This is a genomic window from Acinetobacter sp. 1125_18A, from assembly GCF_052824985.1.
Genome location: NZ_VTDG01000023.1, coordinates 12,464 through 29,030 on the forward strand (window position 1 = coordinate 12,464; position 16,567 = coordinate 29,030).

Annotated in this window: 15 protein-coding genes; 5 read left to right on the forward strand and 10 right to left on the reverse strand. The window is 38.5% G+C overall.

Annotated features, from left to right (window positions below):
• The first annotated feature begins 400 nt into the window (after positions 1 to 400).
• From FY049_RS21290 to FY049_RS21300, 3 genes are read left to right on the forward strand one after another with little or no spacing between them, the layout of a single operon-like run.
• Positions 401 to 1,552, forward strand: a complete 1,152-nt coding sequence (locus FY049_RS21290; RefSeq protein ID WP_446084336.1) for a hypothetical protein — start codon at positions 401 to 403, stop codon at positions 1,550 to 1,552.
• A gap of 1 nt (position 1,553) precedes the next feature.
• The gene (locus FY049_RS21295) at positions 1,554 to 2,537 is read left to right on the forward strand and encodes a hypothetical protein (RefSeq protein ID WP_446084337.1); all 984 of its coding nucleotides are present in this window, start codon (positions 1,554 to 1,556) and stop codon (positions 2,535 to 2,537) included.
• A 22-nt stretch (positions 2,538 to 2,559) separates the two neighbouring features.
• Positions 2,560 to 2,832, forward strand: a complete 273-nt coding sequence (locus tag FY049_RS21300) for a pyocin activator PrtN family protein (RefSeq protein ID WP_446084338.1) — start codon at positions 2,560 to 2,562, stop codon at positions 2,830 to 2,832.
• Here the strand turns inward: FY049_RS21300 and FY049_RS21305 are convergent.
• Positions 2,816 to 3,964, reverse strand: a complete 1,149-nt coding sequence (locus FY049_RS21305) for a site-specific integrase (RefSeq protein ID WP_446084339.1) — start codon at positions 3,962 to 3,964, stop codon at positions 2,816 to 2,818. The genes FY049_RS21300 and FY049_RS21305 overlap by 17 nt on opposite strands.
• A 133-nt stretch (positions 3,965 to 4,097) precedes the next feature.
• On the opposite strand from FY049_RS21305, the gene dusA reads away from it, so the two are divergent.
• Positions 4,098 to 5,114 carry a tRNA dihydrouridine(20/20a) synthase DusA gene (gene dusA, locus FY049_RS21310; protein ID WP_446084340.1) on the forward strand — a complete coding sequence of 339 codons (1,017 nt, stop codon included), beginning with the start codon at positions 4,098 to 4,100 and terminating at the stop codon, positions 5,112 to 5,114.
• Positions 5,115 to 5,192: 78 nt separating this feature from the next.
• Here dusA and FY049_RS21315 read toward each other — a convergent pair whose 3' ends face one another.
• Positions 5,193 to 6,083 (reverse strand): LysR substrate-binding domain-containing protein, encoded by an 891-nt coding sequence (locus FY049_RS21315; RefSeq protein ID WP_224964733.1) that lies wholly within the window; start codon positions 6,081 to 6,083, stop codon positions 5,193 to 5,195.
• 103 nt (positions 6,084 to 6,186) lie between these two features.
• On the opposite strand from FY049_RS21315, the gene FY049_RS21320 reads away from it, so the two are divergent.
• Positions 6,187 to 6,324 (forward strand): hypothetical protein, encoded by a 138-nt coding sequence (locus tag FY049_RS21320; protein ID WP_171252541.1) that lies wholly within the window; start codon positions 6,187 to 6,189, stop codon positions 6,322 to 6,324.
• Positions 6,325 to 6,351: 27 nt separating this feature from the next.
• Here FY049_RS21320 and FY049_RS21325 read toward each other — a convergent pair whose 3' ends face one another.
• From FY049_RS21325 to FY049_RS21360, 8 genes are all read right to left on the reverse strand, one after another.
• Positions 6,352 to 6,861: a hypothetical protein gene (locus FY049_RS21325; protein ID WP_224964731.1), complete on the reverse strand. Its 510-nt coding sequence runs from the start codon at positions 6,859 to 6,861 to the stop codon at positions 6,352 to 6,354.
• Positions 6,862 to 6,926: 65 nt separating this feature from the next.
• Positions 6,927 to 8,036, reverse strand: coding sequence for a DUF695 domain-containing protein (locus FY049_RS21330; RefSeq protein WP_224964730.1), 1,110 nt, complete (start codon positions 8,034 to 8,036; stop codon positions 6,927 to 6,929).
• 99 nt (positions 8,037 to 8,135) lie between these two features.
• Entirely contained in the window at positions 8,136 to 8,897 is a 762-nt protein-coding gene (locus tag FY049_RS21335) for a tRNA threonylcarbamoyladenosine dehydratase (RefSeq protein WP_034609779.1), read from the reverse strand.
• Positions 8,898 to 9,033: 136 nt separating this feature from the next.
• A complete protein-coding gene (gene acnA, locus FY049_RS21340) occupies positions 9,034 to 11,793 on the reverse strand; it encodes an aconitate hydratase AcnA (protein ID WP_327858114.1) in 2,760 nt (919 codons plus the stop codon).
• Between the two features lie 113 nt (positions 11,794 to 11,906).
• The gene (locus tag FY049_RS21345; protein WP_262780848.1) at positions 11,907 to 12,728 is read right to left on the reverse strand and encodes a TatD family hydrolase; all 822 of its coding nucleotides are present in this window, start codon (positions 12,726 to 12,728) and stop codon (positions 11,907 to 11,909) included.
• A complete protein-coding gene (locus FY049_RS21350) occupies positions 12,728 to 13,702 on the reverse strand; it encodes an RsiV family protein (protein ID WP_262780850.1) in 975 nt (324 codons plus the stop codon). The genes FY049_RS21345 and FY049_RS21350 overlap by 1 nt, the downstream gene beginning before the upstream one ends.
• A gap of 227 nt (positions 13,703 to 13,929) precedes the next feature.
• Positions 13,930 to 14,697, reverse strand: a complete 768-nt coding sequence (locus tag FY049_RS21355; protein WP_262780913.1) for a hypothetical protein — start codon at positions 14,695 to 14,697, stop codon at positions 13,930 to 13,932.
• Positions 14,698 to 14,837: 140 nt separating this feature from the next.
• On the reverse strand, positions 14,838 to 16,427 hold the full coding sequence (locus FY049_RS21360; RefSeq protein WP_262780851.1) for a peptide chain release factor 3: 1,590 nt from the start codon (positions 16,425 to 16,427) through the stop codon (positions 14,838 to 14,840).
• Between the last annotated feature and the right edge of the window lie 140 nt (positions 16,428 to 16,567).

Below are 16,567 nucleotides of genomic sequence, written 5' to 3' on the forward strand. Positions count from 1 at the left end.
GACTTTTTTAACTATAAAAAACATACTAAAAAATCAATGTGAAAACATAATAATCTGATTTTTAACAAAATTTATTCAGATAATCATAATAGTATATAAAAAGAACAAAATTATATAAAGGTATTTTTTTCAACAACTTAAAAGAAAAAGAATATTTCATTCCAGTAAGGAGAATCAAAATGAAATTTCGTTAAATCCTTTGTAGGATTACTCACATCATCCCATTACGAAGGAACTAAGAAGTAATTTAAATGAGAAGGATATGCCAGCTCTTTCTCTCTTGTCTAACAGAATCATGTGGTGTTTAGGTCAGGACCCTACTACCTACCCATTTTAAAAACTTAAATGGCAGAAATGATTCAGCTGAACAGATATTTATTTAGCCTATAAAAGTAGAGATATGAAGCAGTTTAAAGCTAAGAAATTGAGGGAACTGATCTGTGAAAATCAGGTCACCCTTGCACCGTCTAATGGTTATCAATCACGGTTTTTATACAGTGACTTTCGGTTAGACAGGATGCTGGATATACCCCGCTTTGTTCTGGACTGCAATAAAACTCTGTTGCCAGCAGCAACGATCAAACAGACAGAGCAAGGGTGGGAATATTTTGAATACGGGAAGTGGTTCAGGCCATTCATCAAGATGTTTGATGACCTGATAAACACCAATCCTTATTTCTTAAAGCCTTTCGATGTATGTGAAGAGACTAAATGTTTCTTTAAAACATTAGATGAAATGGATAGTCATCCAAGCCTATACGGCTTGTTTGAAAGAAATTTGAGAGGAAGAAATCCAAGTAATTTGAAACAACGGATCGAACTACTTAACGAGTTTATTGAATTGTTACGTAAGGAGCTAAAGAGCTCCACCGTTAAAGATGTTATTCGAAAAAGAGAGGAGCAACACAAAGAGAACTTTACGTCATGTAAGTTGCTAGTAAGCAAATTACTCCAGAAGTACGGTCAGCTATGGGTTATACCTGTAGATTTTGCTTATACGCCAGATCAGCAAGATTTACAGCACAATAATCCAACCGACCTGAAACAGGAGTTTCATGGACCTTATCGACTTGAGCTACTTAAACAACAGATAGATCAACTCCTTGAGAACCGACGGCGTAATAAAACCCTGAAACAAATTGTAGGGTATCTCTTTGGCTTTGGTCATAGCCTTAAAAAGGGCTTCTTTGTCAAAGTGATCTTTTTCCTGGATGGCAATACTCGTGATCAAACTAAGGATTACGTCGAGTACCTGACTCACTACTGGAGCAGGCTGACGGAGCAGCAAGGCTGTACTTATTTCTGTGACGGCGACTCAAGCCAATCCCCTACTGTGGGGATTAGCTTGATCAAGAATACGGACAAACAACAACGGGAGAATCTCATGTTGAGTATTCAATATCGCTGTCAATTAGAACAGTTTTTTAGATTGAAATATGTAGGTGCGAACTCTTATAGAAGACTACAGATGAGCCAGCCTCCTGTAATCAATAAGGGCAAGCTTAAAACAAATGGTTTAAATCAGAATTTGAATGTGAAGAAGGGCAAATAAAATGTTAACTCAGAATCAGCTTATACAAAGTCAAGTCATTACTCGCATCATGCAGTTACCATTGAATTCGAGTACTTGTCCAAACACTTTAATGAAATGTATCAACCAAGACCTGAAACCAAAGTCGCTGATTTCATACCAGAAAAATGAAGATGGGCAAGAACAGGTGTATCTGAACTCATCTGCTATGAGCTTATGTCAGCTAATGGCTAATCTAAGAGGTTGTCCTTATACGAATGGAACAACACCTTCTGTTGAAGTGGCTCCTCGCCTAAAAGTAGCGGCTAGATTCATGCATCATTCAGGCCTTATTAGCTTGATGCCAGATCTAAATAATATTGATGAAAATAATGTTATTGATTTATTAAGAAGACTACAGCGGCTTTACCTGACGGAGGGCTTTGTCGAAGAAGAAAGTAAATGGAAAGCATCCCAAAAAGAGAGTGAGAAATGTTTTGATCTATTCTTTAAGGGGATACTTAAGCACAATCCTGGCTTTGACATACGAGAGGTTACTTGTCGATATCCAATGAACCCTCACTTAATGGCAGAATATGCGTACTCTAATAAAAATGGGTTTGCAGCCTCAAGAGATCAGGAGATTGCTCGTATCCTCTATGCATGTGAAGAAAACCAGGTATGTGGCGTAGCTGTTAAACATGAGATTACCAGTACACAGGAACTGGTTCGCCGTTACCTTATTATCACAGGTCGTCAATATATTGACTCACCTACAACATTTACTGATGCCAGCTTTATTCAGGAAATCAAAAATCTGATTGAACCTTACAGCAATAACACTGTGACTTTAGAAGCAATCTATCTTAACGGCTTGCTTAATAACAATCAGTTTCTTAAAAAATCTCCTGATTTTAAGGACCAGATGAAGTTACTAAAAATGTATATGGTTGGAACAGATAGCCTTATTCGGATAGGTGGTACTAAACCAACCTTTGAAGCTCTGTATTCCTACTATAGTAACTAAGTTAACTGGAGATTGATTCTAAATGGGTGCATTCAAATTTAACACCATGGATTACCTGTTTATGAAATATCGCTCTATGACAGTTGACCTGATGACAATAGTCAACGACTATTATCCTCATTTAAGTAAAGCTGAAGCATTGAGAAAGGCAAACAACTGTGAGTTCCCTTTCTCTGTGTTCAAAATAGATAAAAGTAAGCGTGCACCGTTTCTGGTGCACCTTAATGACTTTGCTGATGTTTTAGATAAACAGTATTTACAAGCTTCCAAAGACTTTGCTACGTTTCATCAATGAGGCGTAGCACCTCTTCCAACTGCATAACGTTCCTTCTAGCCATTACGGAAACATAACGCTGCAAACTGCTCCAAGAATCATGCAAACTTACTTTTTGAATTTCAGGAATCGTAAAGCTTTGTTCTGCAAGTCTAGTACATCCTTCATGCCTTAAATCGTGAAAACGCAAACCCTCAATACCCAACATTTTGCACGCTTCTCTAAACTCTTTACCTAAACTTTTAGGATTCAAAGGAAGTAATAAATCTTGATCATGCCCAAGCTTCAACATACGCTCACGAACTTCTGCATGCTTTAATCTTTTAATCATTTCCTTACAAGGGTCAAGGACATCAAATGACTTATGATTACCTTTAGAGCCATTTGGACTCTTTAGGTCATGCACTTTCCATGTTGAGTGGTGTAAATCATAATCCTGAAGATATAATCGTGTTAACTCAGCTTCACGTCTGCATGAGAAAATAGCAAACCACATAATCAAATGCATTGGATACTTAGTACCATAGCGGTTTAATTTCCAACGCTCTGTAAAATACTTTGTCAATGCAATCAGCTCATCTGTCGAAGGGAGCCTATCTCTTTTTTGACTAGATGATATCTGACGTGTTTTTCTTAACTGAGCCGTGGTTTTATCAAACCCATTCAAATCAATCTCCATTTCCCACATTACAGCAGCATGGGAAAGTACACCCCGAATATGCAATAACTCATGCTGTTGGGTACTTGTAGCGATAGGTTCTAATCCTAAATGTGGAACACCACCTTTTCGTAAAGCAACATGCTCAGCCAAATGTACTGATTTTATTTTTGTGATAATATTGCGCGCAATTGGTAGCTTCTTAATTAAGATCAGAGAATAGCGTTTCGTCCTTCCGTACTCGCTCCCGACTTCATCCAAATATTTATCTATGGCATCTGATAAAGTCAGATCAATCAGCTTTTCTTTGCCAAGCAAAATATCAGGATTTTCTTGAATTTCGACTTCTCTTTTCTTAATCCAATTTTCAGCCATTTTTTTTGAATGAAAAGTTTTACTTTCAGAAAAAGTAGGAAAACCCTTTCGATTGATTCGAATTGCAGCACGATAGTTAACTTTACCATCCGTGCCTTTCCTAGCTGTAATTGACCCCATAATTTACACCATAAACTGTTTTTTTGATTATGGTGTAAATTATGGTGTAAATGCAAACCGATTAACAGATCTAAATATAGGTTCAAACAGATTCGCGCAGGTTGCGAAATACAGATTAAAGGTATGATTTTTAATGACTATTAACAAAAACATTGAAAATGCTCAATCTCCGCGAATCAGCGTAGCCCCGATGATGGATTGGACAACTCGTGACTATCGTTTCTTTGCACGTTTGTTTAACCCCAATATTATCCTCTATACAGAAATGGTCACCACAGGTGCCATCATCTATGGTGGAGCAAATCGTCATTTGGATTATAACCATGAAGAACATCCAATTGTTCTACAGCTCGGTGGTTCAAATCCGAAAGATCTTGCAACTTGTAGCAAAATGGCTCAAGACTGGGGTTATGACGAAATCAATTTAAATGTGGGCTGCCCAAGTGACCGCGTACAAAACAATAAGATTGGTGCCTGCTTAATGGCAGAGCCTGATTTGGTTGCAGAATGTATTGCTGAAATGCGTAATGCAGTTGATATTCCAGTCACAGTAAAACACCGTATCGGTATTGATGACATGCAATCTTATGAAGAGATGCTACATTTTGTCGATACCGTTGCGAAAACTGGATGTGATAATTTTATCGTACATGCCCGTATTGCCTTGCTGCAAGGTTTATCACCAAAAGAAAACCGCGATGTTCCACCTCTACGTTATGAAGATGTTTATCGTTTAAAACAAGAGCGTCCTGAGTTGCTGATCGAGATCAATGGTGGGGTTAAGACTTTTGCTGAAACGCAAACACATTTAAAGCATGTTGATGGAGTTATGATTGGTCGTGAGGCTTATCACAACCCCTATCTCTTGGCAGAATTAGGTCAACTCTGGAATTTAGACTTACCTGATCGCTTTGACATTATCGATCAAATGCTGCCTTATATTGCCCAACGTATGCAAGAAGGTGCACCTCTATCAATTATTACGCGCCATATTTTAGGCTTATTCCAAAATCTTCCCGGTGCTCGTAAATGGCGTCAGGCTTTAAGTGGCGGTAATGCCAAAACATTTGCTGATGTTGAAAATGCCATTATCAATATTAAAGAAGCCATGAAGCGTACAGAAGATTATATTCGAGAACAGTCTGTCTGATCACGACTGAAAACTTCTACGATTCAATACAATCTTAATCCACAGCTATCTTTTCAATCAAACGATGGTCTTTAAAGATCATCGTTGAAACTGTTTGATCATGTATTCAGCGCATCGCTGAATGATGCCATCTGCATTTTTACTCCAGACCATCACAACATCAGACCATGCATTTTCAGCGTCCAAAGCAATCAGTCGTACTTGTTTAGGCAGAATATGTCTAAATTCTTCAGGAACAATACAAATTCCAATTTCAGCAGCCACCAATTGCAATTGTGAAATTTTACGGGACTGAACCGCTGCTTTCTTTGGAGAAAAACCAGCACTTAAGCATAGGTTTGCAACCAAGTAACTTAAACCGCCCCGTTCTGCATGTGGTGTAGAAACAAAATTTTCATGCTTTAACTGTTGGATTTTAATACTGCGTTCTGAAACTAAAATATGATTTTGATGAAGTGCAACGTATAAGGGCTCAGGGTAGAGCGTGGTTGCATGTAACTCATCTAAGCGATTTAAGACAGGTGGGCGAATAAAACCAACATCAATATTTCCTTTCATCAGTGCAAGAATTTGGTCTTCAGATGACAAGGTATTGATCTCGAAATTAACATTGAAATGCTTTGAGGTTTGATCAAATACTTTGACTTTTTCTAAGCTCATGCTAATGCTACTTGAGTGTGCAATTTTGATGAGTCGATTTTTTCCATCTGCAATATCTTTAGCATTTTCAATAATATGATCTAAGTTAAGCAAATTATTTTTAATTTGAGCATAAAAGAACTGCCCTGCTTGAGTGAGTTTTATTTTTTTATCACTGCGGTCAAAAATTTCAAATCCTACTTCATCCTCTAAAAGCTTGATCTGACGACTTAAAGCAGATTGGGCAATAAACAACTTTTCAGAAGCTGCAATAAAACCACCTTCTTCCACAATTCTAATCAAATAATTAAATTGTTTGAATGTCGCCATATCCATCTCAAAATTAGATCAATCATGCTTTTTTCTATATTAGATTAGATTGTTTGATTTCACTAGAATTTACTTAAAGCGACTTAAATCAGAGAGAAATAGTATGAGCATATCCAAACAATTACTGGTTTTTATTTGTATTATTTGCGCTGTTGTTTTACTCAATCTTTATGATGGTTTTATCGCAAAACAAACAGGCAAAACGCCCCAACAGCCTGAGTTTATTTATTTACAGGACTGATTGAGCGGAACAGATAAAGTATGTTTTTTACAAACACGTGCAAGATTTCACTAAAGCATACTTTTTTATATTGGTGACACATGTTGTGGTGCTTTTTTTAAAATCATATTGGTAAGTAATATATTTGCCAGCAAGATCATCACTCACAAAAGCGTCTTTTCGAAAATGAGCACGTATAATACATCCTTGTAAATCAGGTGCTGGATACACGTTTATACTTTCAACATATTTGCTGTGTTGTTGAATATTGACCTCCCAGCCCAACAGTTGCTTGATCTTTTGAATCTCTTCCTGTTTGCTGATCTGTTGGATATTTTGCAAATTACAGACTTGAATTGCATTTGCTTGAGGTTGAAGGATTGACCAACCCAGCAAGTTCTGTATATCACGCATTATTGTTTTAGCTTCATCCAATTGGTTGACCGCCTGAAAATGACGAACCGTTGAATAAAGATAATATGCAATTCCGCCAATCAGTAGGATCGCCAATATGCTTATTTTAAGATCGGGGATAGGTCGATTAAAAAGCCGCTTCATTCTCTAAGCTGTCCACGTCTATGGTCTGAATGCTATAGAGCATTTCAAGCGACTTTTCAGCATAGTTAACGACCAAACTTATTTAAACAACGCCAATATTTATCTTTAAATAGGCTGACATCGATTTCAAAGTTGTTCTGATATTTTTCAACAACCTGATCTATAACTTTGGCGGGTTTTCTAAACTCTTTACAAGCAAAATACATGGTTCTTAAGTTATTACCGGTTTCTCGTCCAATATTTAAATATCCTTCAAAATCCTTGAGCTCATTTAACAGTTCTTCTTCAATCGCGTTAAGCAACTCATAATCTGTAGCAGACGGCATACCACTTGAGTTCTGACCAGCATAAGGTATTTCAACCAGCATCATCCATGGATGAGAAGCCTTTTGATCCCATGTTAAAAGGGTACTGTTTAAGATCGCCACCAAAGGCAAACCGTCATTGGTCTCCCCCTCCAAACTGATATATTCATCTTCATCAGTACTTGAACGGGTTATTTTGTCTAAGCGAGAAATTTCACTGTTCTTTAAAATTAAAATATTCTTTAAACGATCGATAGGCATTAATTCTTTTTCAGCATCTTGTCTGAATTGTAGCGAAACTTGATCTAGCTTTGTGATCGAATCATATTCGCCCAAATAATTATCCAAAAAGATATAAACCGCTTGTAAGAATTCAGCTTTTTGAGCTTCATTATATTGATCATGCACAACCACGAGATCAGTTTCATCTGGATATTCTTCATGGTCTTTTAAATAAAACGATAGCGTTTTTTGACTAAACTCATGACCATGCATACCAATACTGGTTTGCTGAATATCACTTGCGGGTTTAAGTGCAGTAAATTTCCAGCCGGGAATTTCAGGGGCTGCTGCCACCAATTCCTCTACAAATACAATATTTGCCACAACACCATCTGGCGTTAAGATCAATTCAGCTGTTTGTGGGTCAAGCATCCCGGTAAGGAAAAAAATTCCACCATGAACTTTAGCCAATTCAGGCGATAATTTATCAAAGAAATCCGCCTGAATCGTATCTTGATTTAACTCATCCACAATACGATGGAAATCCTGTTGATGCTGCTCAAACCATTGCCAAAATTCAGCATAGCGGTTTCGATTGATTTGTATTTGTTGTTCTTTCTTTCCAAATAACTTTTTGAAAAAACTCATTTTGATTGTTCTCTGTTATTGCATTTATTTCAGATTAATTTAACTGAATTTTTATGATTTTTAAATGCATCTAAACTTTTACTTAAAAATACCAAGCGCTTATTTGATCCGATCTAACTTTTTCAACACTTCTGCAACGGCGACCATCGCAAAACTAGAAGTCACCACCACAGCCGAGCCATATCCACCACAGCGCAAGCCTGCACTCGCACATACATCAGCACTGGAAAAAGGATTATCAATTGAATACACACAAGTAATGCCAAATTTTTCTTTTGGTTTCTTACAAATGCCTTTGGCGCGCAACTGACTCCGCAATTTTGCAAGCATCGGATCTTGTTCTGTTTTAGATAAATCAGCAACACGAATTTTTAAAGGATCAAGCTTACCACCTGCCCCCCCCGAAACAATCAAAGGAATTTTATTAAAACGACAATGTAGCATAAGTGCAAATTTTGCTTTAACGTCATCGATGCAATCTAAAATAATATCGGGAACATTTTCTAAAATTTCTTTCACATTGTCAGGGCTGAGATAATCATCAATCAAATTAATCTTGATCCGAGGATTAATTGAACGACAACGTTCCGCCATCACTTCAATTTTCTCATGGCCTAAGGTTGAGGTCATGGCAGGCAATTGTCGGTTGATATTTGAAGCAGCCACTGAATCCATATCGACCAGTGTTAACTCGCCAATTCCTGTACGTGCTAAGGCCTCAACCGCCCATGAGCCGACTCCACCAATACCGATCACCATGACATGACTTTTTTCATAGTGATTGAATGTCTCTTCCCCATAAATTTTGGCTACACCTGCAAAACGGCGCTCATATTCATCATTTTGGAAAAGTTCAGTCATGTCTAGTATCAACTCAAAAATACCCCGCTATTTTACTCATTTATCGACAGTGTGTCTTGCTTCAACACAATAAAAAAAGCCCTGCATTCTATACAGGGCTTGGAGAACTGAAATATATCGTGATTTATTGATTAGACTATGAAGCGATTAAATTACGCAGTACATAATGCAAGATACCACCTGCTTTAAAATATTCCACTTCATTCAAAGTATCAATACGGCATAACACTTTGAAACGATCTATTGAACCATCGACACGTTTAACCTCAACATCTAAAGTTTCATGTGGTTGTATGTCATCAGAAAGTCCATAAATCGACAGTTGCTCATGCCCAGTTAAGTTAAGTGATTGACGGGTTTGACCATCCACAAATTGCAACGGTAAAACCCCCATACCAACCAGATTTGAACGATGGATTCGTTCAAAACTTTCAGTAATCACCGCTTTTACTCCTAAAAGATTGGTGCCTTTCGCCGCCCAGTCACGTGATGAGCCTGTGCCATATTCCTTACCTGCAATGATGACCAACGGTGTACCATCCTGCTGATACTTCATCGCAGCATCGTAAATGGCTAACTTCTCATCTGTCGGGATATAGAGGGTATTGCCGCCCTCTTCGCCATTGAGCATTTCATTCTTAATACGAATATTGGCAAAGGTTCCTCGCATCATCACTTCATGATTACCACGACGAGATCCATAAGAGTTAAAGTCCTTTTGATCGACACCTTGCGCTTCTAGATAACGACCTGCTGGACTGTCTTTCTTAATATTCCCCGCAGGAGAAATATGATCTGTTGTGACTGAGTCGCCAAGAACGGCCAAGATATTTGCATTAAGAATATCTTTAATTGGTTTCGCGGGTTGATCAATACCTTCAAAGAACGGAGGATGACGAATATACGTTGAGTTTTCATCCCATTCATAGGTTTCAGAATCAGGGATTTGAATTGCTTGCCATTTTTCATCACCATCAAAAACTGCCGCATATTCTTTATGGAACATCGCTGTATTAACTTTTTGCAGCACCTCATCAATCTCGATTTGACTCGGCCAAATGTCTTTGAGATATACTGGTTGACCTTGTTGATCGTGCCCTAATGCTGTGCTGGTAATGTCACTACGAATGGTACCCAATAAACCAAACGCAACCACCAAAGGCGGTGATGCAAGCCAATTGGTTTTTACCAGTGGATGTACCCGCCCTTCAAAGTTTCGGTTGCCTGAAAGTACCGACGCAACATTCAGGTCATGGCACTGAATAGCGTCTTCAATCGGTTTAGGTAAAGGTCCTGAATTACCAATACATGTGGTACAACCATAACCAACGAGGTTATAGCCCAATTGGTCTAAATAAGACATTAACCCTGCCGCTTCTAAATAATCGGTTACCACTTTAGAGCCTGGTGCAAGAGAACTCTTGACCCATGGCTTACGTTGAATGCCTTTTTCGATGGCTTTTTTTGCCAATAAACCCGCCGCCAACATCACACTTGGATTAGAAGTATTGGTACATGAAGTAATCGCAGAAATCACCACATCACCATCCGCCAATGGATAGCGCTTACCGTCAATCACACAATGCGGTTCTTCATTTTGTAAAGCAGACTGTTTTGAGTCAATGGCGTTACCCGCACCACCTTCATTGGCTAAACGTTCTTTTTCTTCACCTTTAGCTGGCTTAAGATCCAGCGCCATCAAAGCACTAAAAGTTTGTGGGATATCAGGCAATGCTACTCGATCTTGCGGACGTTTCGGGCCAGCAACACTTGCTTCAACTGTTCCCATATCTAAAGCAAGCACATCGGTAAATACAGGTTCATCCCCGGTATGACGCCATAGACCTTGTTCTTTACAATAAGCCTCAACCAATGCAATACGGTCTTCTTTACGACCCGTTAAACGCATATAGCCTAGAGTGATTTCATCAATCGGGAAAAAGCCACATGTTGCACCATATTCGGGTGCCATATTGGCAATGGTTGCTCGGTCTGCAAGAGGCAAAAATGCCAGCCCATCACCATAAAATTCAACAAATTTACCCACCACGCCTTTTTTTCGTAGCATCTGAGTAATGGTTAAAACCAAATCGGTTGCGGTAATCCCTTCACGCAATTTCCCTGTCAATTTAAAACCAATCACTTCGGGAATCAGCATTGAAATCGGCTGTCCAAGCATGGCCGCTTCGGCTTCAATTCCCCCAACGCCCCAACCCAATACACCTAAACCATTGATCATTGTAGTGTGAGAATCTGTACCGACTAAGGTATCTGGAAATGCAAATACCTCACCATCACTTTCACCCAGCCACACAGCTTGAGCTAGGTATTCTAAATTGACTTGATGGCAAATCCCTGTTCCAGGTGGTACTACACTAAAATTATCAAAAGAAGACTGCCCCCAACGGAGAAATTGATAACGCTCCCCATTACGTTGCATCTCAATTTCGACATTCTCATCGAAGGCATGATCTGTCCCAAAGTGATCCACCATCACAGAGTGGTCAATGACCAAATCCACTGGAGATAACGGGTTAATTAAATTGGGATCTTTATTGGCTTTCTGTACAGCTGCACGCATCGCAGCCAAATCTACCACAGCAGGTACACCTGTAAAATCTTGCATCAAGACCCGTGCAGGGCGATATTGGATTTCTTGATCTGAAGTTTTATTGTTTTGCCAATCGACAATCGCCTGAATATCGCTTTGCCTCACGGTTTGATCATCTTCAAACCTAAGTAAATTTTCCAATAATACTTTAAGTGATTTAGGCAATTTTGAAATATCACCTAAGCTCGCTTGAACCTGTTTTAAATTAAAAATTTTATATCTTGTATCCCCTACAGTTAGGTCTTGTAGAGAATTTAAACTATTGATATGACCATATTTTGCCATTGGTTGAACCTCCAGCTTGGCGTTAACTTTCTTATTGGCTACTTGGAGTACTTCTTTAAATCTAAGACAAATATTTATTTTAGGTGTTGTTGATTGGTTATTTTTATTCAAATTTACATCGCTATATGTAAGCATTCATGTGAGTTTTTCCACAACATCCCTGCCAGTGTTGCTTGATCCATTGCCAAACTTTCAGCTAAACCCGCCAAGACAAAAGGCAAGTTCTCTGGTGTATTACGGGTATGCTGTTGGTCAGACGTCTGGCAACACAGTGGTGTCATATCTGGGCAATCAGTTTCTAGCACTAAATGTTGCGCACCAACTGCTTGTACAACTGCATGCAGTTTTTTGGCATTTGGATTGGTGATTTGTCCTGTGACACCCAGCTTAAAGCCTAATTTAATAAAGGCTTTTGCTTCTTCTATCCCCCCACTAAAAGCATGTGCAATACCACCATGTTTAAACTGATGCTGTTTCAACATTGCAAGCACGTCAGCATGTGACTTACGAATATGTAGAAGAATGGGTTTATCGTATTGCTGGGCAAGTTCAATTTGGGCTGAAAAAAAATCTAGTTGTTTTTGAAAAATTTCAGCTTGTTTATGCTGTTTAATAAACGTGTCTAAGCCAATTTCACCAACCGCAATACAAGCTTCAGTTTTCAGTATATTTTCCAAAGCATTTAAATGCTCTAGACGGTGTTGTTCGATATAAAAGGGATGCAACCCTGGGGCAAGATGGCTACGGGGCGCATTATTTAGCTGATTTAAAAATTGCTGAGTGTCTATCAAATCTTGAAAGCGTTCATATAGAAATCCAATCAAAATCAAATGTTCTACACCCACCTTTTTTGCTTGATACGCCAATTGTTCCCGATCCAGATCAAAATCAGCAACATCAAAATGCGTATGTGTATCAAACAAAGGCCAAGGCATTAGGATTTCGCTTTCCCACTTGCAACAGGTGCAGAACTGCTTGGCTGATCAACTTGCATCTCCGCTGGGAAATATTGACTTTTCAACACGCCTTTTAACTGATCGTAAGGAATAATCAAACGCGGTAAGCCAACAACATAAGGTCCTATATCATATTCACCATATTGTAAAATCAGACCTTGTTTACCCAAATAGAAATTGTCGGATAATGTAAACTTCCACGCCTGTTCATATTCATTGACGCTTTCAGCAAGTTTTGAATCGATGACCCAAGTTTTAAAGGCATCATGTGCCAATTTTTCAAATTTAGCTTTTTGATTGACGTCAATGATTTGATCCAAGCCAACTTGTTTTTTACTCACCAAATCAAAGTTAAAATAGGTTTGCGCCGATGCCCCATGTGCACCGCCTAAATAACTACTGGTATTTAATACCACCGTCGCTAAAGGTTTATCTGAGTTTAAAATTTTAGGACTTAAACTAATCGTGATCTGGCCACTTGCCCCTAATGTTTTGAGCTCTTTATCCATCTCAAGGAATGAATTTGCATAAGGTTGCACACGCTCTTGCAATTGCTGAACAGGGGTTTTATTGGCTTGCGCCTCACTTGCTGAAGCTTGTGAAGCCGTTTGCTGCTGATCTGCATCTTTTTTCGTTTTACTCAATTGCGCGATATCCAGCATTTTATCCAGATTATCTAAAATCGCTTGATCAATTGTTTCATCAACAAAAGCCTGATTGCTTTTTAGTCTTTCTATAGAAAACTCAGGGCATGTATTGCCATTACACTCAGGTAGTGTCAATTTTACTTTTTCTGTATCGCCCTGTAATAACATTGAAGTATCAGGCACTTGAGATGCAGCACTTTGATCAACTGTTGGCTCTGCTTTTTTCGAGTCAGGTTTTTGACATGCAGTTAACCCTAAAGTGATCACCAGAATTGAAAGCGCTAAAGTACTTTTTTGATTTAACATTTCACAAACCTATCCAACGAATCAAGCCAAGATTTTTTAATCTATATATTCATTAGCCTATTCTTCTCTATACAAATCCTCAATCAAAATTTGTATGGAAATTGAAGCGTTATTGCAATATATGGTTCAAGTTTATTAATCGCTGAGTCAATTCAACAAAGACCAACTGATCTTAACCGCTCTGCTTTAGAATCCCGCTAAAATTGGCAGAATGATCAGGATACAGCTTAAAACATGCGTTGATACACTTCAGGTTTGAGTATTTTTTGCGTCTGTTCTTTGCTCAAATAAATATCCAACTGGGTACCATCTTCGACAATTTCATTGGCTCGATAATGTAACCCAACACCTTCACCATCAAAGAACCAATCGGCTTGCCCCCAATATAACTTTTTAGGCGCATTCTTTTTCACATCGCTATTTTGCTTTTCTAACCATTCCGCATATTTTTCTTGTACCCAGATATTCAGTTGATTCTGATGTTTAGCATCAATCACATCTAAAATACTTAAGCTTTTCTTCAATTTCCTGTCAGCAACAAAAAAGTACTGCCGTTCTTTGATACTGACATCGGCTTGTAAACTATTGACTGAAACTTGCAACAAAACATACTGATTGCGTTGTGAAGCCATACGCGTTTGCATATGCAGTTCAAACGCTTTATTTTTCGGGAATTCTTCTTGCCAAGTATCTGACTTTTTGACAAAAGCATTGATTGCCTGTTGTAAGGTCATGTTCTGCTTTAAATCAATCTGTGCCTGAATCACCTTGGACTGACTATTTGCAATCCACTGATTTAACCAATTGTCTTGGGTTTTAATAGTTTGAATATCAATTTCAATGCAATTGTTCTTTTCACAAAACGGTAAGGCATAATCAGCTTTGGTTTCTTGAATATTTAAATAAGGTAAAACCTCAGCAGCTTCTTGTTTAGGTTGTAATACAGAACCATCTTTTTCCTGATCTTTTTTAGAATCACATGCAACCAAAACCATTGTACTTAAGCAAAGCACTGAAATTATTTTTTTTGAAAATTGCACTGCATAAATCCCTTTGGACAAAAAGCATTGTATTTTGATACAAAAACAGCTTCACAAGGAAGCTGTTTTTACATTTTGAAATAAGTTAGCTGAACTTAATGCTCACGTGTAGAACGGAATTGAATATCCGGATAACGCTCTTGCATTAATTGTAGATTCACTCGGCTTGGTGCGAGGTAAGTTAAATGCCCACCGCCATCGACAGAAAGTTGGTCATGTGCCTTTTTCTTAAATTCATTAAATTTCTTTTCATCATCACAAGAAACCCAACGCACTGTGTTGATGTTCACTGGCTCATAAATACAATCTACTTTGTATTCTTCTTTCAAACGATACGCCACCACATCAAACTGAAGTACACCTACAGCCCCAACAATCAAGTCATTGTTGATTTGTGGCATAAACACCTGAGTAGCACCTTCTTCTGAAAGCTCTTTTAAACCCTTTTGCAATTGTTTAGATTTCAATGGATCTTTTAAACGTACACGGCGGAACATTTCAGGAGCAAAGTGTGGAATCCCCGTAAAATGGAGTTTTTCACCAGAAGTGAATGTATCACCAATCTGAATAGTACCGTGGTTATGTAAACCAATGATATCGCCAGGCCAAGCTTCTTCAAGTTGCTCACGTTCACCCGCAAGGAATGTCAATGCATCGCTGATACGCACATCTTTACCCAGGCGTACATGATTCATCTTTAAACCTTTTTCATACTTACCTGAACAGATACGCATGAAGGCAATACGGTCACGGTGTTTTGGGTCCATATTGGCTTGGATTTTAAATACAAATCCACTGAAGCCTTCTTCCGTTGCTTCAACAGTACGTTCATGTGTTGGATGTGCTTTCGGTTCTGGTGCCCACTGAATAAATGCATTTAATACATGGTCAACCGCAAAGTTACCCAACGCTGTACCAAACAATACTGGTGTTTGACGACCTGCTAAAAACTCCGCTGGATCTAGCGGATCATTCGCCATTTGCACCAATTCTAAAGATTCTTCAAATGAAGCAAAGGCCAAATCGCCTACTTTTTCACGAATGTCTGGATAGTCATATCCATCACGAATTTCAATATCTGTAATGGTCGAACCAAAACCCGCTTTATATACATAAAGCTTATTTTCAATGATGTTATATACGCCAGCGAAGTCACGCCCCATACCCAATGGCCAAGTAATCGGCACACAACGGATTTTAAGCACGTTTTCAATTTCATCAAGCAATTCTAATGGCTCACGGATTTCACGGTCCATTTTGTTGACGAAAGAAATGATCGGGGTATCGCGCATACGACACACTTCCATCAATTTGATGGTACGTTCCTCGACCCCTTTTGCACCATCAATCACCATCAACGCTGAGTCAACGGCGGTTAAAGTACGATAGGTATCTTCAGAGAAATCTTCATGTCCCGGTGTATCAAGTAAATTAATGACATGATTTTTATAAGGGAACTGCATGACTGAGGTAGTAATCGAAATACCACGCTCTTTTTCCATTTCCATCCAGTCAGATGTCGCAGAACGGTCAGACTTTCGACTTTTAACCATACCTGCAACTTGGATTGCTTTACCCCACAACAACAGTTTTTCTGTCATTGTAGTTTTACCAGCATCGGGGTGGGAAATAATAGCGAAGGTACGTCGCTGAGCGACTTGCGCCGCTAATTCATCTTTAAACATAAAAAATCTACAATATGTACACAGTTATGTACACATTTATAAATATGTACTTGAACTGGAAAATGGGAATTCAAAAATTGGCGATATTGTATCAGATTTAGCGTCGTTTTTAACGATTGTTGCTATATCATTAAGCACTT